17 protein-coding genes are annotated in these 17,918 nt (G+C 67.0%); 8 read left to right on the forward strand and 9 right to left on the reverse strand.

Annotation, left to right across the window (positions count from 1 at the left end):
* Nucleotides 1-10: 10 nt before the first annotated feature.
* Nucleotides 11-1,633 carry an FMN-binding glutamate synthase family protein gene (locus LZ005_RS20385; protein WP_237810349.1) on the reverse strand — a complete coding sequence of 541 codons (1,623 nt, stop codon included), beginning with the start codon at nucleotides 1,631-1,633 and terminating at the stop codon, nucleotides 11-13.
* 128 nt (nucleotides 1,634-1,761) lie between these two features.
* Between LZ005_RS20385 and LZ005_RS20390 the strand changes: the two genes are divergently transcribed.
* The 3 genes from LZ005_RS20390 to LZ005_RS20400 are packed head-to-tail and all read left to right on the forward strand — an operon-like array spanning nucleotide 1,762 to nucleotide 3,597.
* Nucleotides 1,762-2,424 (forward strand): glutathione S-transferase, encoded by a 663-nt coding sequence (locus LZ005_RS20390; RefSeq protein WP_237810350.1) that lies wholly within the window; start codon nucleotides 1,762-1,764, stop codon nucleotides 2,422-2,424.
* Nucleotides 2,425-3,201 (forward strand): 5'-3' exonuclease H3TH domain-containing protein, encoded by a 777-nt coding sequence (locus tag LZ005_RS20395; RefSeq protein ID WP_237810351.1) that lies wholly within the window; start codon nucleotides 2,425-2,427, stop codon nucleotides 3,199-3,201.
* Between the two features lie 15 nt (nucleotides 3,202-3,216).
* Complete coding sequence (locus LZ005_RS20400) at nucleotides 3,217-3,597, forward strand: response regulator (protein WP_237810352.1); 381 nt, start codon at nucleotides 3,217-3,219, stop codon at nucleotides 3,595-3,597.
* Here the strand turns inward: LZ005_RS20400 and mnmA are convergent.
* The 3 genes from mnmA to LZ005_RS20415 are packed head-to-tail and all read right to left on the reverse strand — an operon-like array spanning nucleotide 3,594 to nucleotide 7,485.
* Nucleotides 3,594-4,694: a tRNA 2-thiouridine(34) synthase MnmA gene (gene mnmA, locus LZ005_RS20405; protein WP_237810353.1), complete on the reverse strand. Its 1,101-nt coding sequence runs from the start codon at nucleotides 4,692-4,694 to the stop codon at nucleotides 3,594-3,596. The genes LZ005_RS20400 and mnmA overlap by 4 nt on opposite strands.
* The gene (locus LZ005_RS20410; RefSeq protein ID WP_237810354.1) at nucleotides 4,691-5,173 is read right to left on the reverse strand and encodes an NUDIX hydrolase; all 483 of its coding nucleotides are present in this window, start codon (nucleotides 5,171-5,173) and stop codon (nucleotides 4,691-4,693) included. Before LZ005_RS20410 ends, mnmA begins: the two co-directional genes overlap by 4 nt.
* A gap of 44 nt (nucleotides 5,174-5,217) precedes the next feature.
* On the reverse strand, nucleotides 5,218-7,485 hold the full coding sequence (locus LZ005_RS20415) for a nitric-oxide reductase large subunit (RefSeq protein WP_237810355.1): 2,268 nt from the start codon (nucleotides 7,483-7,485) through the stop codon (nucleotides 5,218-5,220).
* 157 nt (nucleotides 7,486-7,642) lie between these two features.
* On the opposite strand from LZ005_RS20415, the gene LZ005_RS20420 reads away from it, so the two are divergent.
* Entirely contained in the window at nucleotides 7,643-8,101 is a 459-nt protein-coding gene (locus tag LZ005_RS20420; RefSeq protein WP_237810356.1) for an Rrf2 family transcriptional regulator, read from the forward strand.
* 106 nt (nucleotides 8,102-8,207) lie between these two features.
* Here LZ005_RS20420 and LZ005_RS20425 read toward each other — a convergent pair whose 3' ends face one another.
* Nucleotides 8,208-10,766, reverse strand: coding sequence for a TonB-dependent siderophore receptor (locus LZ005_RS20425; RefSeq protein ID WP_237810357.1), 2,559 nt, complete (start codon nucleotides 10,764-10,766; stop codon nucleotides 8,208-8,210).
* 383 nt (nucleotides 10,767-11,149) lie between these two features.
* Between LZ005_RS20425 and LZ005_RS20430 the strand changes: the two genes are divergently transcribed.
* The 4 genes from LZ005_RS20430 to LZ005_RS20445 are packed head-to-tail and all read left to right on the forward strand — an operon-like array spanning nucleotide 11,150 to nucleotide 14,438.
* The gene (locus LZ005_RS20430) at nucleotides 11,150-12,262 is read left to right on the forward strand and encodes a Re/Si-specific NAD(P)(+) transhydrogenase subunit alpha (RefSeq protein WP_237810358.1); all 1,113 of its coding nucleotides are present in this window, start codon (nucleotides 11,150-11,152) and stop codon (nucleotides 12,260-12,262) included.
* Nucleotides 12,263-12,301: 39 nt separating this feature from the next.
* Complete coding sequence (panD, locus tag LZ005_RS20435) at nucleotides 12,302-12,661, forward strand: aspartate 1-decarboxylase (RefSeq protein WP_237810375.1); 360 nt, start codon at nucleotides 12,302-12,304, stop codon at nucleotides 12,659-12,661.
* Between the two features lie 8 nt (nucleotides 12,662-12,669).
* The gene (locus tag LZ005_RS20440) at nucleotides 12,670-12,981 is read left to right on the forward strand and encodes an NAD(P) transhydrogenase subunit alpha (RefSeq protein WP_237810359.1); all 312 of its coding nucleotides are present in this window, start codon (nucleotides 12,670-12,672) and stop codon (nucleotides 12,979-12,981) included.
* Nucleotides 12,978-14,438, forward strand: a complete 1,461-nt coding sequence (locus LZ005_RS20445) for an NAD(P)(+) transhydrogenase (Re/Si-specific) subunit beta (RefSeq protein WP_237810360.1) — start codon at nucleotides 12,978-12,980, stop codon at nucleotides 14,436-14,438. The genes LZ005_RS20440 and LZ005_RS20445 overlap by 4 nt, the downstream gene beginning before the upstream one ends.
* A 6-nt stretch (nucleotides 14,439-14,444) precedes the next feature.
* Here the strand turns inward: LZ005_RS20445 and LZ005_RS20450 are convergent, their stop codons facing one another.
* The 4 genes from LZ005_RS20450 to murU all read right to left on the reverse strand — a co-directional run bounded on the left by LZ005_RS20450 (nucleotide 14,445) and on the right by murU (nucleotide 17,911).
* Nucleotides 14,445-14,675: a DUF6139 family protein gene (locus tag LZ005_RS20450; protein ID WP_237810361.1), complete on the reverse strand. Its 231-nt coding sequence runs from the start codon at nucleotides 14,673-14,675 to the stop codon at nucleotides 14,445-14,447.
* A 68-nt stretch (nucleotides 14,676-14,743) separates the two neighbouring features.
* Nucleotides 14,744-15,886 (reverse strand): UbiH/UbiF/VisC/COQ6 family ubiquinone biosynthesis hydroxylase, encoded by a 1,143-nt coding sequence (locus LZ005_RS20455; protein WP_237810362.1) that lies wholly within the window; start codon nucleotides 15,884-15,886, stop codon nucleotides 14,744-14,746.
* On the reverse strand, nucleotides 15,879-17,195 hold the full coding sequence (locus tag LZ005_RS20460; RefSeq protein WP_237810363.1) for an aminopeptidase P N-terminal domain-containing protein: 1,317 nt from the start codon (nucleotides 17,193-17,195) through the stop codon (nucleotides 15,879-15,881). The genes LZ005_RS20455 and LZ005_RS20460 overlap by 8 nt, the downstream gene beginning before the upstream one ends.
* Nucleotides 17,192-17,911 (reverse strand): N-acetylmuramate alpha-1-phosphate uridylyltransferase MurU, encoded by a 720-nt coding sequence (gene murU / locus LZ005_RS20465; protein WP_237810364.1) that lies wholly within the window; start codon nucleotides 17,909-17,911, stop codon nucleotides 17,192-17,194. The genes LZ005_RS20460 and murU overlap by 4 nt, the downstream gene beginning before the upstream one ends.
* Nucleotides 17,912-17,918: the final 7 nt, after the last annotated feature.

Consider the following 17,918-nt stretch of genomic DNA (forward strand, 5'->3'; position numbering starts at 1 on the left):
CTACACCGCTTCAGGCGGCTGCTGCCGTCTGCGGCTGGAAGGAGGCGGCGCTGGCCTGCGGCCAGTAGTAGGCGAAGACGGGCGGCAGGCGCGCGAACTGGGCCGGGTCGAGCAGCTCGCCCGGGTCCAGATAGGGCAGCAGGGTCGAGGCCAGCTTGACCTGATTCGGCGAGACGCGCCGCACCAGATGGTGCGGGCGCAGCTGGTCGGGATGGGTGAGGCCGGCCGCGCCGATCAGCTGGGCCAGGGCCTGCATGGTGTTCTTGTGGAAGTTGGCCACGCGCTGGGTCTTGTCCTCGACCACCAGGGCGCGCTGGCGCAGCGGGTCCTGGGTGGCCACGCCGGTCGGGCAGCGGTCGGTGTGGCAGCTCTGCGACTGGATGCAGCCGAGCGCGAACATGAAGCCGCGCGCGCTGTTGCACCAGTCGGCGCCCAGGGCCAGGGTGCGCGCGATGTCGAAGGCGCTGATGATTTTGCCGGAGGCGCCGACCTTGATGCGCGCGCGCAGGCCGGCCCCGACCAGGGTGTTATGCACGAGCAGCAGGGCTTCCTGCAGCGGCGTGCCGATATGGTCGGTGAATTCGACCGGAGCCGCGCCGGTGCCGCCTTCGCCGCCGTCGACCACGATGAAGTCGGGCGTGATCCCCGTCTCCAGCATGGCCTTGACGATGGCGAAGAACTCCCACGGATGGCCGATGGCGAGCTTGAAGCCGGTCGGCTTGCCGCCGGCCAGCGTGCGCAGACGCTCGATGAAGTGCATCATCTCGAGCGGCGTGCCGAAGGCCGAGTGGCTGGCCGGCGAGACGCAGTCCTGGCCGAGCGGCACGCCGCGCGCGGCCGCAATCTCGGGCGAGACCTTGGCCGCCGGGAGCACGCCGCCGTGGCCCGGCTTGGCGCCCTGCGACAGCTTCAGTTCGATCATCTTCACCTGCGCCGTGCGTGCGTTTTCGATGAAGCGCTCCTCGCTGAAGCGGCCATCGGCATCGCGGCAGCCGAAGTAGCCGGAGCCGATCTCCCATACGAGGTCGCCGCCGCCTTCGCGGTGATAGCGGCTGATCGAACCTTCGCCGGTGTCGTGCATGAAGCCGCCCTGGCGCGCGCCCTGGTTGAGGGCGCGGATCGCATTCGCCGACAGCGCGCCGAAGCTCATCGCCGAGATGTTGAAGACGCTGGCGCTGTAGGGCTGGGCGCGGTCGGCGCCGATCGTGATGCGGAAGTCGGCGTCCTCGAGTTCGACCGGCTTGATCGAATGGTTGATCCACTCGTAACCGTCGGCGTAGACATCGAGCTGGGTGCCGAACGGGCGCTTGTCGGTCTGCTCCTTGGCGCGCTGGTAGACGATCGAGCGCTGGTTGCGCGAGAACGGCTTGGCGTCGGTGTCGTCCTCCAGGAAGTACTGGCGGATCTCGGGGCGGATGGCCTCGAAGAAGAAGCGGAAGTGGGCCAGGATCGGGTAGTTGCGGCGCAGCGCGCGGCGCGGCTGGCGCAGGTCGGCGATGCCGACCACGCTCAGGGCGCCGGCCAGCACGGCCAGCCACCAGCCCTGGCCGATCAGGGCCGCCACCACGGTGGCCAGCACGAAGACGAAGACGACGATGGCGAAAGTCAGATAGCGGATCGGGAAGGGGTGCATGGTGCATGGGCTCCTGCGGCGCGGGTGGGGGCAGTGTAGTCCCGCTTGGCGCCGCTGTCATCAGGGCGGCGCGCCGGAGCGCGGTGCCGACAGTGGTAAGCTAGCGCTTTGTTCTGCCCGTGTGCGTCATGATCATCGTCCACCACCTGAATAATTCGCGTTCGCAGCGCATCCTGTGGCTGCTGGAAGAACTCGGCCTGCCCTACGAGATCCGCGCCTACCAGCGCGACCCGAAGACCATGCTGGCGCCGCCCGAGCTGCGCGCCGTCCACCCGCTCGGCAAGGCGCCGGTGATCAGCGATGGCGATATCGTGGTGGCCGAATCGGGCGCCATCATCGACTACCTGACCGAGAAGGCGGGCGCCCTGGTGCCGCCGGCCGGCACGGCCGACAAGCGCCGCTACACCTATTTTCTGCACTTCGCCGAGGGCTCGGCTATGCCGCCGCTGCTGATGAAGCTCGTGTTCGAGAAGGTGAAGTCGGCGCCGATGCCCTTCTTCGTGCGGCCGGTGGCGCGCGCCATCGCCGACCAGGTGCTGGGCAGCTTCGTGCAGCCGAATATCACGCGCCTGTTCGATTTTCTCGAAGCCGAACTGCAGACGCGCGACTGGTTCGCCGGCGCCGACTTCAGCGCGGCCGATATCCAGATGAGTTTTCCGGTCGAAGCGGCGGCCGCGCGCGGCGCCCTCGATGGCCATCCGCACCTGGCGCACTGGCTGGCGCGCATCCACGCGCGCCCAGCCTACCAGGCCGCGCTGGAACGCGGCGGTCCCTACGAACTGCTGAAGTAAATGAAGCTGCTGGCGATCGACGGCCTGAACATCGTGCGCCGGGTCTACGAGGCGAGCCCGGAGCCGGATTCGCCCGAGAAGGCCGAGACGGCGCTGCGCCATGCGCTGTCCTCGTTCCGGCGCCTGCTCACGACCCATGCGCCGAGCCACGCACTGGCTGCCTTCGACGCCGGCGGCAGCACCTGGCGCCACGCCCTGTATGCGCGCTACCGCGAAGGACGCGCGCCGATGCCGGCCCCGCTGCGCGCGGCCCTGCCCGAGTTTCATGCACGCCTGGGCAGCGAGCTTGGCCTGCAGGTGGCCGTGCTGCCCGAGGTCGAAGCCGACGACGTGATCGCCACCGTGGTCACGCGCTGGCTCGACGAGGGGCGCGGCGAGGCGATCATTGCCAGCACCGACAAGGACCTGCACGGCCTGATCGCGCGCGGCGCGCTCGTGTGGGACCACTTCAAGGGCGAATGGCATGACCGTGCCTGGGTCGAAGCGCGCTACGGGGTGCCGCCCGAACTGCTGCTCGACCTGCTGGCGCTGGCCGGCGACGCCACCGACGGCGTGCCCGGGGTCGAACGGATCGGCGCCAAGACGGCGGCCCGCCTGCTCAGCACCTATGGCAGTCTGGAAGCCGTGATGGCCGGCGCCGGCATCCTCAAGACGCCGACCGGCGAACGCCTGCGCGCCGGCCGCGAGATGCTGTACATTTCACGTCAACTGGTTCAACTGAAAACCGATGTGCGGCTGGGCGTCAGCTGGAAGATGCTGGCCCGGCACAGCGCTTAGCACAAGGAAGCAAGGATGTTAAAGGCAGTTCTGGTGGATTCGAATGCGGTCTCGCGCGGCCTGTTGAATACGGTCCTGACCGACGCCGGTTGGGAGGTGGTGGCCCAGACCCACACCAGCGCCCAGGGTTACGCCCTGGTGCTCAAGCACAAACCGCATTTCATCTGCGTCGCCAGGGAGCAGGTCGAGGATGGCGCCCAGATCGTCGAGCAGCTGCGCGCGCAGGCGCCCAAGACCCTGATCTTCATGGTCTCGGGCCAGCTCGATGCCGACACCGTGCGCGAGGCGGTCGCGCGCGGCGTGCATGGCTTCATCGTCAAGCCGTTCAAGGCCGACGCCGTGCTCAAGACCATCCGCAACACGGTGATGGCCGTGGTGCGCAAGGGCCAGACTTAGGCGCCGGCGCTGGCGATGATGCCACCGCCGAGGCAGATTTCGCCGTCATAGAGCACGGCCGACTGGCCCGGCGTGACCGCCCATTGCGGCTCGTCGAAGGCGAGCGTGAAGTGCTGGCCGTCCTGGGCGGCCAGGCTGCAGGCCACATCGGCCTGGCGGTAGCGCGTCTTGGCCGACAGGCGGCCCGCGGCCGGCGGTGCGCCGGCGATCCAGCTGGCCTGGTCGGCCGCCAGCGTCGGCGACAGCAGCCACGGATGGTCGTGGCCCTGCACGATGTACAGGGTATTGCTGGCGACGTCCTTGCGCGCCACATACCAGGCGTCGTTCGAGCCGTCGGCGTTTTTGTACTCCTTGATGCCGCCCACACCAATGCCCTTGCGCTGGCCCAGCGTGTAGAAGGACAGGCCGACATGCTCGCCGACGGTCTTGCCGTCGGCCGTCTTCATCGGGCCCGGCTGGTAGGACAGATAGCGGTTGAGGAATTCGCGGAACGGGCGCTCGCCGATGAAGCAGATGCCGGTCGAATCCTTCTTCTTGGCGTTCGGCAGACCAAGGCGCTCGGCGATGGCGCGCACTTCGGTCTTCGGGATTTCGCCCAGCGGGAACAGGGTGCGCGACAACTGCGCCTGGTTCAGGCGGTGCAGGAAGTAGCTCTGGTCCTTGGTGTGGTCGAGCGCCTTGAGCAGCTCGAAGCGGCCGTCGCGCTCGCGTACGCGGGCGTAGTGGCCGGTGGCGATCAGATCGGCGCCCAGCTTCATCGCATGGTCGAGGAAGGCCTTGAACTTGATCTCGGCATTGCACAGCACATCGGGATTCGGGGTGCGTCCGGCCTGGTACTCGCGCAGGAATTCGGCGAACACGCGGTCCTTGTATTCGGCCGCGAAGTTGACGGCCTCGATGTCGACCCCGACCACGTCGGCCACGCTGGCCGCGTCGATCCAGTCGACGCGCGAGGAGCAGTACTCGGAGTCGTCGTCGTCCTCCCAGTTCTTCATGAACAGGCCGATCACCTCATAGCCCTGCTCCTTCAGCATCCAGGCGGCGACCGAGGAATCGACCCCGCCCGACATGCCGATCACGACACGCTTTTTGCTCATACGCCCCCCTCGAACACGGAAGGATGGGTGTGCAGCAGATCGAGCGCGGCGCGGCGCCCGGCCAGGTAGTCGTCGACGCAGGCCAGCAGCAGCGGGCTACGGTGGCGCTCGGGGCAGGCGGCGATCTCCTCGCGCGTCATCCACAGCACGCGCACGATGCCGTGATCGAGCGCGCGCTGGTGCTGCACGCCGAGGCGGCCGCAGAAGGCGAAGCGCAGGTAGGTGACATCCTCGCCACTGCGCGGCGAGCGAAAGCGCGACAGGTACATGCCGACCAGGGCCTCGGGCGTGAAGTCGTGCGCGGTTTCTTCGAGCACTTCACGCACGACGGCCTCGGCGAGGCTTTCGTGGGGATCGAGGTGGCCGGCCGGCTGATTCAGGCGCAGGCCTTCGCTGGTCTCTTCTTCGATCAGCAGAAAGCGGCCGTCCTGTTCGATGATGGCGGCCACGGTGACAGAGGGTTTCCAGATATGCGACATAGGGGACTTCCGACGGAAGTCCCCATTTTACCGCAGCCGCCGCTTCAGGCTTTGGCGGCCTGCGCGACGGCCTGACGGCGGCCGCCCCCGCGCAGCAGGCGCAGGGCGAACAGGGCCAGGCACAGCACCCCGAGGCTGAACACCACGTCGCCGGGCACGCGCAGCCAGACCATGTTCTCCATGAAGGCCGAGTGGATCACTTCGGGCGAGCGGGCGAACCACATGCCTTTCGAGACCGAGGCCCAGGCCTGGTAAATGCCGGCCGGGACCAGCGACAGGAATACCATCATGGCCAGGCCGATGTTGAGCAGCCAGAAGCACGGGCGCAGCAGGCCGTCGGACCAGGCGGCGCGCTCGGACAGGCCGCGCAGGCAGAACAGCATCAGGCCGATGCCGAGCATGCCGTAGACGCCGAACAGGGCGGCGTGGCCGTGGGCGGCCGTCATGTTCAGGCCCTGCATGTAGTAGAGCGCGATCGGGGTGTTGATCGAGAAGCCGAGCAGGCCGGCGCCGACCGTATTCCAGAAGCCGACCGCGATGAAGCACAGGATGGCCCATTTGTAGCTCTGCACCCAGGGCGCGGCATGGGCGCGCCGGTAGTTGCGGTAGGCCTCGACGCCGATCATCGACAGCGGCACCACTTCAAGGGCCGAGAACATGGCGCCGATCGCGATCACCGAGGTCGGGGTGCCGGTGAAGTACAGGTGGTGCAGGGTGCCGAGGATGCCGCCGAACAGGAACACGATGGTCTCGAGCACGATGGCGCTATTGGCCGAGGCGGCGCCGATCAGGCCGAGGCGGGTGAACAGCAGGGCGATGACGGCGGTCGCGAAGACTTCGAAGAAGCCCTCGACCCACAGGTGCACCAGCCACCAGCGCCAGTACTCGATCATCGAGTAGTGGGTGTGCTGGCCCCAGGTCAGCGAGGTGGCGTAAAAGCCGCCGATGCAGCAGGCCGCGAGGAAGACCATGGCGATCAGGCCGCGGCTTTCGGACGGCTTGCGCAGGGCCGGCCACAGACCGCGCCCGAGCAGCAGGGCCCAGAACAGCAGGCCGATGAACAGCAGGATCTGCCAGACCCGGCCCATGCTGGTGAATTCCAGGCCCTGGTTACCGAGCCAGAACGAGAAGTCGACGCCCTTGTGCTGCAGGGTGCCGAGCCAGCCGGTGGCGGTCGAACCGACCACGATGAACAGCAGCGCGTAGAACAGCAGGTCGACGCCGAGCTTCTGGTATTTGGGCTCGTGGCCGGAGATGGCCGGCGCGATGTACAGGCCGGTGGCCAGCCAGGCGGTGGCGATCCACAGCACGGCGAACTGGGTGTGCATGGTGCGGCTGGTCACAAACGGCAGCACTTCGGCCAGCGGGATGCCGAAGAAGCTGTGGCCTTCGACCGCATAGTGGGCGGTGATGACGCCGAGGCCGACCTGGGCCAGGATCAGGCCGATCACGACGGCGAAGTATTTGCGCGTCGCCAGCATCGACGGGGTGGCTTTCAGCGACAGCAGGGGATCGGCTTTGGGCGGGGTCGGATCGGCTTCGTCGCGCTGGGTGGCGTGGAAGAAGACCATGCCTGCGATCGCGCCGATCATCAGGATCACCGAGACGATCGACCAGATGCCGGCGCCGGTGGTCGGGGTGTTCCCCACCAGCGGTTCATGCGGCCAGTTGCTGGTGTAGGACAGGCCGCTTTGCTGCGGACGGTCGGTGACGGCGGCCCAGGCGGACCAGAAGAAGAAGGCGGTCAGGGCCTCGCGGTCGGCCGCATCGGGCAGCGAGCCGGGGTTCATCGCATATTGTTCGCGCAGCTTGTCGAGGCGGGGATCGCTGCCGAACAGGCCCGCGTAGTGGCTGGCCACGCCGCGGATGGCGGCGGCGCGGTCGGCCGAAAAGCGCAGGGTGTCGCTGGCGGCGTCGTAGCTATTGCGCCGCATCTCGTCCTTCAGACGTCCTTCGAGCGCGCCTTTCTGGGACGGGTCGAGCAGGGCGTAGGGCGCGCCGAAGTCGCGCGTGGCCCAGATGTCGAGCAGGGCCAGAGCTTCGCGGTGCAGCCAGTCGGCCGACCAGTCGGGCGCGACATAGCTGCCGTGGCCCCAGACGGTGCCGAGCTGCTGGCCGCCGGCCGCCAGCCAGGCCTGCTGGCCGCGGCGGATCTGGTCGCCCGTGTAGAGCACCGCACCGGAGGCGGTCTGAATCGATTGCGGGATCGGGGGCGCCTTCAGGTAGATCTCGCGTCCGACCAGGCCGAGGGCGGTGAACGAGAGAATGCAGATGATGGCGAGCCAGGTCCACAGTTTGCGCGTGGCGTGCATGGCAGTTTTCCTTTGCAGGTGAGAGAAAGGGCAGCGCCGGACACGGCGCTATAGATACATTCTATCTGTATGTTTTGATAGATGCAAACAAAATGTATGTTTATACGCGTTTGAACAGGTAGAATGGATGCGTGTTTATCGGCTTCCCCTGTCCGCCATGCGTCTGACCGCCTATACCGACTATGCCCTGCGTACCCTGATGTATGTGGCCCAGCACCGCGAGCGCCTGGTGACGATCCAGGACATCGCCGATGCCCAGGGCATCGCCAAGAACCACCTGACCAAGGTGGTCAATCACCTGGCCCAGCTCGGTTATCTGGAGACGGTGCGCGGGCGCAATGGCGGGCTGCGCCTGGCGCGCGAGCCCGAGCAGATCAATGTCGGCCAGGTGGTGCGCGCCACCGAGACCGACTTCCACATGGCGGCCTGCTTCCAGCCGAGCGACAAGAGCTGCGCCTTCCTGCCCCATTGCGCGCTCAAGCACACGCTGACGCAGGCGGCCCAGGCCTTCCTGGCCGTGCTCGACGCGGCCACGCTGGCCCAGATGCTGACGCGGGCGCCGGCGCGGACCAGCGCCGTGCGCCTGAAGCCGCGCGCCAAGCCCGAACCCGCCTGAAAAATGGGGTCAGACCCCATTTTTCCGCACAGATAAAAGGGGTCTGACCCCATTTTTCTTAAAAAAAAGGCCGCCCGCAGGCGGCCTTGGTCTGCCTCAGCTGCGCTTAGAAGCGGTACTGGTAGGAGACGTTGAAGATGCGGCCCAGCTGGCTGAAGTGCGAGCCATCGTAGGACACCATCGAGTAGCGGCCGTTGAAGGTGACCGCGTTGAACTGCATGTCGACCGGCAGCAGGCCCGCATAGCCGGGATCGGTGACCGGGGTCTTGCTGTCGAGGATGGCCTGGCCCTTGGCGTTCAGGGCCTTGAAGCCCCAGCTCGGCGTCACATTGAACATATTGTTGATGTTGAAGGTGAAGGTCTGGTTCTTGGCCAGCTGGTAGTTGACCGACAGGTCGGACACGGTCTTGGTCTTGAACTCCAGGCTCAGGTTCTCGTCCATGCCGGCATTGCGGAACTTGGTCGGGCCGTACACCGTGTTGTTCAGCGTGACCGTCATGTCGCGGTATTCCCAGTCGCCACCGAAGATGGTCTTGAACTTCGGCCGCGAGGTGAAGATCAGCGCTTCCTGGGTGGCGTCGAGCACCGACTGGCCAGCCGCGGCCACCGGGCCCGGATTGCGCACGGCGCCGATGCGCTCGTTCTTGAGCGTGTAGTTACCCGACAGGTTCAGGGTCAGCTTGCCGTCGGCCAGCGGGATGTTCTTGCGGCTGGCGACGTAGTCGATGCCGTCGGTGCGGCTGTCCATCGCATTGACGAAGAAGGACACCGAGCGGAAGCCCGATTTCTTCAGCAGCTGGTCGAGCGCCGTCGTGCCGCTGTCGGACTGGACGATCTCCTTGCCCAGCACGATGCGGTCCTTGACCTTGATGTTGTAGTAGTCGATCGTGATCGAGGTGTTCTTGTCCGGATTCAGACCGAGGCCGAAGGTGATGTTGTCCGACTTTTCGGCCTTCAGCGGGGCCACGCCGAGCGCCTGGGCCGAGGCGTTGTTGATCAGGCCAGAGACCTGGATCGCGCCGCCGGCGACGAACGAGTACTGTGCCTTCTGGGTCACGATCTGGGCCAGCGAGGGGGCGCGGAAGCCGGTCGAGCCGGAGGCGCGCAGCGACACGCCGTCGGACAGCTTGTAGCGCGAGGACAGCTTCCACACGGTGGCGCTGCCGAAGTCGCTGTACTTCTCGTAGCGGCCGGTGGCGTCGAGGTTGAAGTCCTTGGACAGGTCGAAGGTGCCGCCGAAATAGGCGCCGTAGTTGGAGCGCGAGAAGGAACCGGAGTCGCGCGGCGAGTTGCCCGCATACGAGTCGGCGCCGGCGCCGTAGTAGGAGGCCGGCTCGCCGGCGATCACTTCATAGTTCTCGTGGCGGATCTCGGTGCCGAAGTAGGCGGTCGTGCTCTTGTCGATCTGCTTGCTGGCGTCGTAGTTCAGCACATAGTGGTTGAACTTGACGGCGCCGGCGTCGAAGCGGGTCGGCGAGGGCGTGTTGATCTTCTTGTCCAGGTAGTCCTGCTGCATGCCGCGGTTGACCGTGTGGTCGACCACGTACTTCTGCTCGTTGCCGCCGGTGGTCAGCGACAGGTCCATGTCCCAGCCGGCCGTACTCCACTTGACGCCGGCAGTGGCGTTGTAGTCGTCGAGTTTGCCGATGAAGTCCGGCACATAGCCTTCATACGGAGTGCCGGCCGCGTGCAGCAGGCCGTAGTCGGTCGGGCGCCAGTAGGGATTGCGGTAGTTGGCGTAGGAGTGCACGTCCTTGTGCACATAGGCGCCGTTGGCGTAGAAGCTGGCGTTGTCGCTGAAGTCATAGCGCATGTTGAACAGGCCCTTGCCGGAGACCGTCTTGGGCGCGCCATTGATATTGCCGGCGTCCGGGTGCTTGGCCAGGAAGGGCAGCACGTCCTTCTGCAGGTCGGCGCCGAAGTCGCCCGCTTCGCCCTTGGCGCTGACCACGCCGGGGCGGTTGGACAGGCCGACGTGCGAGGCTTCGAGCGTGTAGTTGAAGAAGCCCTGGCCGCCGATGTCGAGGCCCTGGTTGAGCGAGAAGCTGCCGGTCTTGCCGTCGTGTTCGTGGGTCATGCCGGCGCGCGCGGTGGCGGCGCCGCCGGTGGCGCCATCCTTGAGGATGATGTTGACGACGCCGGCGATGGCGTCCGAGCCGTACTGGGCCGATGCGCCGTCACGCAGCACGTCCATGCGCTTGATGGCGTCGGTCGGGATGGCCGAGATGTCGGCGCCCGATTCGCCGCGGCCGGGCGAGGTCTGGGTGTAGACCAGCGAGGACATGTTCTTGCGCTTGCCGTTAATCAGGATCAGCACGCGGCTCGGGCCCATGTTGCGGATTTCATAGGGGTCGAGCAGGGAGGTGGCGTCGTTGACCGGGGTCTGCACGGTATTGAACGAGGGCACCAGGGTCTGCATGGCCTTGTCGAGCGTCAGCTGGCCGGTCTTGGTCAGGTCTTTGGCGCTGATGATGTCGACCGGCAGCGGGGTGTCGGTCATCGTGCGCTGGGCCCCGCGGGTACCGGTGGCGACGATCTCGACGCGCTGCATGTCTTCAGCGGCGGCGTCTTTCTTGGGGGCGGGCTGGGCCGCTTCCTGGGCCTGGGCGAGCAGGAAGGGGCTGGCGGATAGCAGCAGTGCGGCGATTGGAAAACGGGGCTTCATGTACTTCCCTTTCTTTATGTGCTCACAGTCGCCGTCACGCGGACGGCAACGAGGGTTTTGGTCGTCAGGTGTAAACCTGCTTGGGAGAAACTCCGGAAAAGACTGTAAAGCGACCACCGGTTATACGTCCATGAATTTCTGTATAGACCAGTGTAAACATGGCGCGGACGCAACGCTGCACCTAATACGGATGACAAGAAGCGGAGTTTGTGTTTGGCGAATGCGCGCCGTCGCCAAACAAATGTTGTAGAGTCCCGTCATTTGCCCATATCTAAAACGGTTTGACCCGACGATACCTTCTAGAATTTGGGCTGCCCACTCGCAAGCCGGATGACTCGTGTAAGATCGCTGTAAGTTTCCATCCAATACATACGGAGGCATACATGAGAATTGGCATACCGGCCGAAACGCGGCCGGGTGAGACGCGCGTGGCGGCGACGCCCGAGACGGTGAAGAAGCTGGCCGCCAAGCACGAGCTGATCGTGCAGGCCGGCGCCGGCCAGCACGCGGCGATTCCCGATGCGGCCTTCGCGGCGGCCGGGGCGCGCATCGGCACGGCGGCCGAGGCCCTGGGCGCCGAGGTGGTGCTCAAGGTGCGCGCGCCGAGCGAGGCCGAGCGCGCGCTGATGGCGCCGCAGGCGGTGCTGATCGGTATGCTCAATCCGTTTGACCGCGCCGGCCTGGAAGCGCTGGCCGCGGCCGGCCTGCGCGCTTTCGCCCTCGAGGCGGTGCCGCGCATCACGCGCGCCCAGTCGATGGACGTGCTGTCCTCGCAGGCGAATATCGCCGGCTACAAGGCGGTGCTGCTGGCGGCCAATGCCTACCAGCGTTTCATGCCGATGCTGATGACGGCGGCCGGCACGGTCAAGGCCGCGCGCGTGCTGATCATGGGGGTCGGCGTGGCCGGCCTGCAGGCGATCGCCACCGCCAAGCGCCTGGGCGCCGTGATCGAAGCCTCGGACGTGCGCCCGCCGGTCAAGGAGCAGGTCGAGTCGCTCGGCGCCAAATTCATCGATGTGCCGTATGAGACCGAGGAAGAGCGTGAGATCGCCCAGGGCGTGGGCGGCTATGCGCGTCCGATGCCGGCCGCCTGGATGGCGCGCCAGGCCGCCCTCGTGCACGAGCGCGCCAAGCAGGCCGACATCATCATCACCACCGCCCTGATTCCGGGGCGGCCGGCGCCGCAGCTGATCAGCGCCGAGACCGTGCAGGCGATGAAGCCGGGCGCGGTGATCGTCGACCTCGCGGCCGAGCAGGGCGGCAACTGCGCGCTGACCGAGCCGGGCCAGACCGTCGTCAAGCACGGCGTGACCATCATCGGCGAGCCCAACCTGGCCTGCATGGTCGCGGCCGACGCCTCGGCCCTGTATGCGCGCAATGTGCTCGACTTCCTGAAACTGATCATCGACAAGGACGATCAGCTCGTGATCGACCGCGAGGATGAAATCCTGAAAGCGACCCTGGTCTGTGCCGACGGCCAGGTCCTGCGCACCTAGTTTTTTTAAACCCTGAAAGAAAGAAGTACCACGATGTCCATGCAACGAGTCATGCTGCGTTCCAAACTGCACCGCGTCACCGTCACCGAAGCCGACCTCAACTACGAAGGCTCGTGCGGGATCGACCTGGATCTGCTGGAAGCGGCCGATATCTGGGTCAATGAAAAGATCGAGCTCTACAACATCAACAATGGCGAGCGCTTTTCGACCTATGCGATTCCTGGCGAGCGCGGCAGCGGCGCCATCTCGCTCAATGGCGCGGCCGCGCGCAAGGCCCAGCTGGGCGACCTCTTGATCATCTGCACCTATGCGCCGATGACCGAAGAGCAGGCGCGCGGCTACACGCCGAAGATCGTGTTCGTGGACGGGAACAACAAAATCACCGGTCTCAAAAAATAGGAGAACCCATGGAAGTCAGTCCTACCATCATCAATCTGATCATCTTCGTGCTGGCGATCTACGTCGGCTACCACGTCGTCTGGAATGTGACGCCGGCCCTGCACACGCCGCTGATGGCGGTGACCAATGCGGTGTCGGCCATCGTGATCGTCGGCGCCATGCTGGCCGCCGGTCTGACCGAGGGCGTGGTGGGCCAGGTGGCCGGCACGGTGGCCGTGGCCCTGGCCGCGGTGAATGTGTTTGGCGGCTTCCTCGTCACCCAGCGCATGCTGGAAATGTTCAAGAAAAAAGCACCGAAGGCCGGCAAGGAGGACGCATGAGCGCCATCTCGATGAACCTGGTGACCCTGCTCTACCTGGTCGCCTCGGTGTGCTTCATCCAGGCCCTGAAAGGCCTGTCCTCGCCGGCCACGGCGCGCCAGGGCAATGCGTTCGGCATGATCGGCATGGCGCTCGCGGCCGCCACCACGGTGGCCCTGATCCTGAAGATGCAGGCCCAGGCCGAGGCCGGCAAGGGGCTGGGCTTCCCGCTCGTGCTGCTGGGCGTGGTGGTCGGCGGCGGCATCGGCGCCACGCTGGCGAAGAAGGTCGAAATGACCAAGATGCCGGAGCTGGTGGCCGCCATGCACTCGCTGATCGGCATGGCCGCCGTGTGCATCGCGATTGCCGCCGTGTCCGAGCCCTGGGCCTTCAATATCGCCCATGCGGGCCAGGGTCTGCCGTTTGGCAACCGGCTCGAACTCTTCCTCGGCACCTTTGTCGGCGCGGTCACCTTCAGCGGTTCGGTGATCGCCTTCGGCAAGCTGTCGGGCAAATACAAGTTCCGCCTGTTCCAGGGCGCGCCGGTGGTGTTCGCCGGCCAGCACCTGCTGAATCTGGCCATCGCGCTGGCGATCATCGGCCTGGGCCTGGTGTTCTGCTTCGCCGAGGGCGCCAGCCCGGCCTGGACCCCGTTCCTGCTGATGGCCGTGCTGTCCTTCGTGCTCGGCGTGCTGATCATCATCCCGATCGGCGGCGCCGATATGCCGGTCGTGGTGTCGATGCTCAACTCCTACTCCGGCTGGGCCGCTGCCGGGATCGGCTTCTCGCTGAATAATGCGATGCTGATCATCGCCGGCTCCCTGGTCGGCTCCTCGGGCGCGATTCTGTCCTACATCATGTGCAAGGCCATGAACCGCTCCTTCTTCAATGTGATCCTGGGCGGCTTCGGCGGCGAGGCCGATAGCGGCGCCGGCGGCGGCGCCAAGGAACAGCGCCCGGTCAAGTCGGGTTCCCCCGACGATGCGGCCTTCATCATGCAGAACGCCGAGAGCGTGATCATCGTGCCCGGCTACGGCCTGGCCGTGGCGCGCGCCCAGCACGCGCTGAAGGAACTGGTCGAGAAGCTGACCCACCACGGCGTGAGCGTGCGCTACGCGATCCACCCGGTGGCCGGGCGCATGCCAGGCCACATGAACGTGCTGCTGGCCGAGGCCGAAGTGCCCTACGACCAGGTGTTCGAGATGGAAGACATCAATGGCGAATTCGGCCAGGCCGACGTGGCCCTGATCCTCGGCGCCAACGACGTCGTGAATCCGGCCGCGAAGGATCCGAAATCGCCGATCGCGGGCATGCCGATTCTCGAGGCCTACAAGGCCAAGAGCATCATCGTCAACAAGCGCTCGATGGCCTCCGGCTATGCGGGCCTGGACAATGACCTGTTCTATCAGCCGAATACGATGATGGTCTTTGGTGACGCCAAAAAAGTCATCGAAGCGATGGTCAAAGCCGTCGAGTAAGCGCCTTCAGTGCCCGTTGAGGGCGGTGATCGCATAGCCTTTTTCGGCCAGCTGGCGGCGCAGCTGGCCGATTTCATAATCGGGTAGCTGGTCGGCCTCGTCATCGATGTCGAGGCCGCGGGCCGCGCATTGCCAGTCGGTGTTGGTGGCTTCTTCGGGGATCGGCCGCTCGGCCGGCACGGCCAGGTAGCTGGGGTGGCCCGGCGTGCCCGGGCGCTGGTAGATATCGAGTCGCATGGGACCTCCTTGCTTACGTCCCCATCCTAGGCCGGCGCGCGCCCCCGCGGCGCACGGCTGGCCCGCGCTCAGCGGCGGCCGAACATCATCAGCTCGGCCAGAATGGCGCGCGCCGGATCGAGCGTATCGAGCACGGCCAGACCGGCGCCGAGCACATGCTGGAGCGGCCCGCGCTGGGCGAAGATGCGCGCCAGCGTATCGGTCAGATGCACGGTGGTGTGGCGGTCGCGCATGCGCGCGGTGGCGTACTCGGCCAGCACCGGCGGCTGGAAGGAACGCGCCAGCATCGGCGCCAGCACGGCGGCGTCGCGCAGGCCCAGGTTCATGCCCTGGCCGGCCACCGGGTGCAGGGTCTGGGCGGCATTGCCGATGGCCACCGTGCGCGCCGTGGCACGCGCCTCGGCATTCAGGCCGAGCGGATAGCCGAGCCGCGCGCTGGTCTTCTGGAACTGGCCGAGGCGCTGGCCAAAAGCCGCCTCGAGCGCCTGCAGAAAGGCCGTATCGTCGAGGGCCAGCAGCTGCTCGGCGCGTTCCGGCCGCACACACCAGACCAGGGCGTAATGCAGGCCGTCGCTGCCGCTCTGGGGCAGCAGGGCCAGCGGCCCTTCCTCGGTAAAGCGCTCGAAGGCGCGCGTCAGCTGCGGCGCGCTGACGGCCACGCGCGCGATGATGCCGGTCTGGGCATAGTCGCGCCGCAGGCTGCGTTCGCTCTGGTCGCTGAACACGCCGCCCTCGGCCTGGACCACGATGGCCGCGCTCAGATTGCGGCCGTCGTCCAGATGCAGCTGCACGCTGTCGCTGTCTTCCAGATGGCCGGCCACGCGCGCCGGGCGCAAGGTGCTGATGCCGGCCGCGGCGCAGGCGCGCGCCAGGGCCGCCACCACGTCGCCGTAGCGGCACACATAGCCGAGCGCGGGCAGATCGTGGTCGGTGCGGTCAATCAGGCTGCGCCCGAAGTGGCCGCGGCGCGACACGTGGATCTGCTCGATCGGGGTGGCCGGCAGCGGCCACGCGCCCAGCTGCTCGAGCAGCTGGCGGCTGCCGTAGGACAGGGCGATCGAACGCGGATCGTCGATCGCCTGCTCGAGCGGGCGCGCGTCGATCAGGGCGATGCGCGCCGGCGCCATGCCGCGCCGCGCGAGCAGGGCGGCCAGGGCCATGCCGACCGGGCCGGCGCCGCAGATGGCGGTATCAAAATGCTGTTCAGTCATGCTGCATCAGGTCTTCGATTTCGCGCACGGTTTTCGGCGCGCCGGCCGACAGCAGGCGCGCGCCGTGGGCGGTGACGGCGGCATCGTCTTCGATGCGGATGCCGGTGTTCCAGAATTCGCGCGGCACGCCCTCGGCGGCCCGCACATAGATGCCGGGCTCGACGGTCAGCACCATGCCCGTTTCCAGCAGGCGCGAAGGGCGCTCGCTGTGGTGCACGTCCTTGTAGTTGCCGCAGTCGTGCACATCCATGCCGAGCCAGTGGCTGGTGCCGTGCATGTAGAAGGGCAGATACAGGCGCTGTTCGAGCGCCTGCTCGAGCGAGACCAGGTGGGTGATCAGGCCGAGGTCGAGCATGCCCTGGGTCAGCACGCGCAGGGCCGCCTCGTGCACTTCGGCTACGCGGCGCCCGGGCGCGATGGTGGCGATCGCGGCCGCCTGGGCCGCCAGCACCAGTTCGTACAGATCGCGCTGGGCCGGGCTGAAGCGGCCGTTGACGGGGAAGGTGCGCGTGATGTCGCTCGCATAGCCGTCGAGTTCGCAGCCGGCGTCGATCAGCACCAGGTCGCCATCGCGCAGCAGCGCGTTATTCGCCACATAGTGCAGCACGCAGGCATTCGCGCCGCCGGCCACGATCGAGGGATAGGCCGGGGCCTGGGCGCCGTGGCGGCGGAACTCGTACAGCAGCTCGGCTTCGAGCGCGTACTCCGGCATGCCGGGGCGCACCGCGCGCATCGCGCGCGCATGGGCCTGGGCGCTGATGCGGCCGGCCTGCTCCATCGTGGCCAGCTCGCCCGCATCCTTGATCAGACGCATTTCCTCGACCAGGGGCGTGAGGTCGCCCAGCACGGCCGGCGCCTGCACGCCCTTGCGCGCCTGCGCCCGTACGCTGTCGAGCCAGCCACGGGCGCGCGCATCGAGGGCGGCGTCGCGCGCCAGCGGCAGGTACAGGGCCGGGGCGTCGGCCAGCAGCTCGGCCAGGTGCACGTCGAGGTCGTCGATCGGATAGGCTTCGTCGACGCCGAACGCGGTCTGGGCCGCCTCGGGGCCGTAGCGAAAGCCGTCCCAGATTTCGCGCTCGGCATTCTTCTCGCGGCAGAACAGCAGGCTGCGCGGGCGCTGCCCGGCCACGATCACCAGCACCGCCTCGGGCTCGGGAAAGCCGCACAGGTAGTAGAAACTCGAATCGTGGCGGTAGGGATAATCGCTGTCGCCATTGCGCCGCCGCTCGGGTGCGGTGGCCAGCACGGCCACGGCGCCGGCCGGCAGCTGGGCCGCCAGTCGGGCGCGCCGGGCGAACCAGTCGCTCATGCCTGGCCCCGTCCGCCGTAGGGGGCGTTGAGCGCTTCGAGCTGGGCGATCGTGCCGACATTGGTCCAGTCGGTGTCGATCAGCTCGCCGCCGACGCGGCCGCGCTCGGCCCAGGCGCGGATCACCGGGCCCATGCGCGCATGGGTGCCGGGCACGATGTCGGCAAACATCTCGGGCCGGTACACGCCGATGTTCGCGAAATTCCACTTCGGCTCGCCCGTGTTCGATACCTGGTACAGGGTCAGGCCGAAGTCGCCGTGCGGATTGTGCCAGGGGTTCTTGGTCAGGTAGATCCAGGCCATGTCGCGCTGCTCGGGCGGAATCGGGTTACCGAGCACGTCGGTATCCTTGAGCACGTCGAGCGTGTCGGCGAAATCGAAATACGGACAGTAGATGTCGGCCGAGACCGCCAGAAACGGTTCCGGCCCCAGCAGCGGCAGGGCCTGGGCGATGCCGCCCCCGGTTTCCAGCGCCGGATCTTCGGGCGAGTAGGCGATGCGCGCGCCGAACTGGCTGCCGTCGCCGAGCGCCTGCTCGATCAGGTGGCCGAGGTGGGCGTGGTTGATCACGATCTCAGTGATGCCCGCGCGCACCAGATTCAGGATGTGCCAGACGATCAGGGGCCGCCCGCGCACCGTCAGCAGGGGCTTGGGCAGGCTATCGGTCAGCGGGCGCATGCGCTCGCCGCGCCCGGCCGCCAGGAGCATGGCTTTCATCGCCGGC

Origin of the sequence: Massilia sp. TS11 (assembly GCF_022012445.1) — a bacterium.
GTDB lineage: Bacteria > Pseudomonadota > Gammaproteobacteria > Burkholderiales > Burkholderiaceae_D > Telluria.

What these genes read in the sequence shown, in the direction of transcription:
- LZ005_RS20395 (WP_237810351.1), top strand. Translation starts at nt 2,425, where the DNA reads ATGAAGCTGCTGGCGATCGACGGCCTGAACATCGTGCGCCGGGTCTAC.
- LZ005_RS20385 (WP_237810349.1), bottom strand. Translation starts at nt 1,633, where the DNA reads ATGCACCCCTTCCCGATCCGCTATCTGACTTTCGCCATCGTCGTCTTC.
- LZ005_RS20440 (WP_237810359.1), top strand. Translation starts at nt 12,670, where the DNA reads ATGGAAGTCAGTCCTACCATCATCAATCTGATCATCTTCGTGCTGGCG.
- LZ005_RS20455 (WP_237810362.1), bottom strand. Translation starts at nt 15,886, where the DNA reads ATGACTGAACAGCATTTTGATACCGCCATCTGCGGCGCCGGCCCGGTC.
- mnmA (WP_237810353.1), bottom strand. Translation starts at nt 4,694, where the DNA reads ATGAGCAAAAAGCGTGTCGTGATCGGCATGTCGGGCGGGGTCGATTCC.
- LZ005_RS20460 (WP_237810363.1), bottom strand. Translation starts at nt 17,195, where the DNA reads ATGAGCGACTGGTTCGCCCGGCGCGCCCGACTGGCGGCCCAGCTGCCG.
- LZ005_RS20425 (WP_237810357.1), bottom strand. Translation starts at nt 10,766, where the DNA reads ATGAAGCCCCGTTTTCCAATCGCCGCACTGCTGCTATCCGCCAGCCCC.
- LZ005_RS20400 (WP_237810352.1), top strand. Translation starts at nt 3,217, where the DNA reads ATGTTAAAGGCAGTTCTGGTGGATTCGAATGCGGTCTCGCGCGGCCTG.
- panD (WP_237810375.1), top strand. Translation starts at nt 12,302, where the DNA reads ATGCAACGAGTCATGCTGCGTTCCAAACTGCACCGCGTCACCGTCACC.
- murU (WP_237810364.1), bottom strand. Translation starts at nt 17,911, where the DNA reads ATGAAAGCCATGCTCCTGGCGGCCGGGCGCGGCGAGCGCATGCGCCCG.
- LZ005_RS20390 (WP_237810350.1), top strand. Translation starts at nt 1,762, where the DNA reads ATGATCATCGTCCACCACCTGAATAATTCGCGTTCGCAGCGCATCCTG.
- LZ005_RS20430 (WP_237810358.1), top strand. Translation starts at nt 11,150, where the DNA reads ATGAGAATTGGCATACCGGCCGAAACGCGGCCGGGTGAGACGCGCGTG.
- LZ005_RS20450 (WP_237810361.1), bottom strand. Translation starts at nt 14,675, where the DNA reads ATGCGACTCGATATCTACCAGCGCCCGGGCACGCCGGGCCACCCCAGC.
- LZ005_RS20415 (WP_237810355.1), bottom strand. Translation starts at nt 7,485, where the DNA reads ATGCACGCCACGCGCAAACTGTGGACCTGGCTCGCCATCATCTGCATT.
- LZ005_RS20420 (WP_237810356.1), top strand. Translation starts at nt 7,643, where the DNA reads ATGCGTCTGACCGCCTATACCGACTATGCCCTGCGTACCCTGATGTAT.
- LZ005_RS20410 (WP_237810354.1), bottom strand. Translation starts at nt 5,173, where the DNA reads ATGTCGCATATCTGGAAACCCTCTGTCACCGTGGCCGCCATCATCGAA.
- LZ005_RS20445 (WP_237810360.1), top strand. Translation starts at nt 12,978, where the DNA reads ATGAGCGCCATCTCGATGAACCTGGTGACCCTGCTCTACCTGGTCGCC.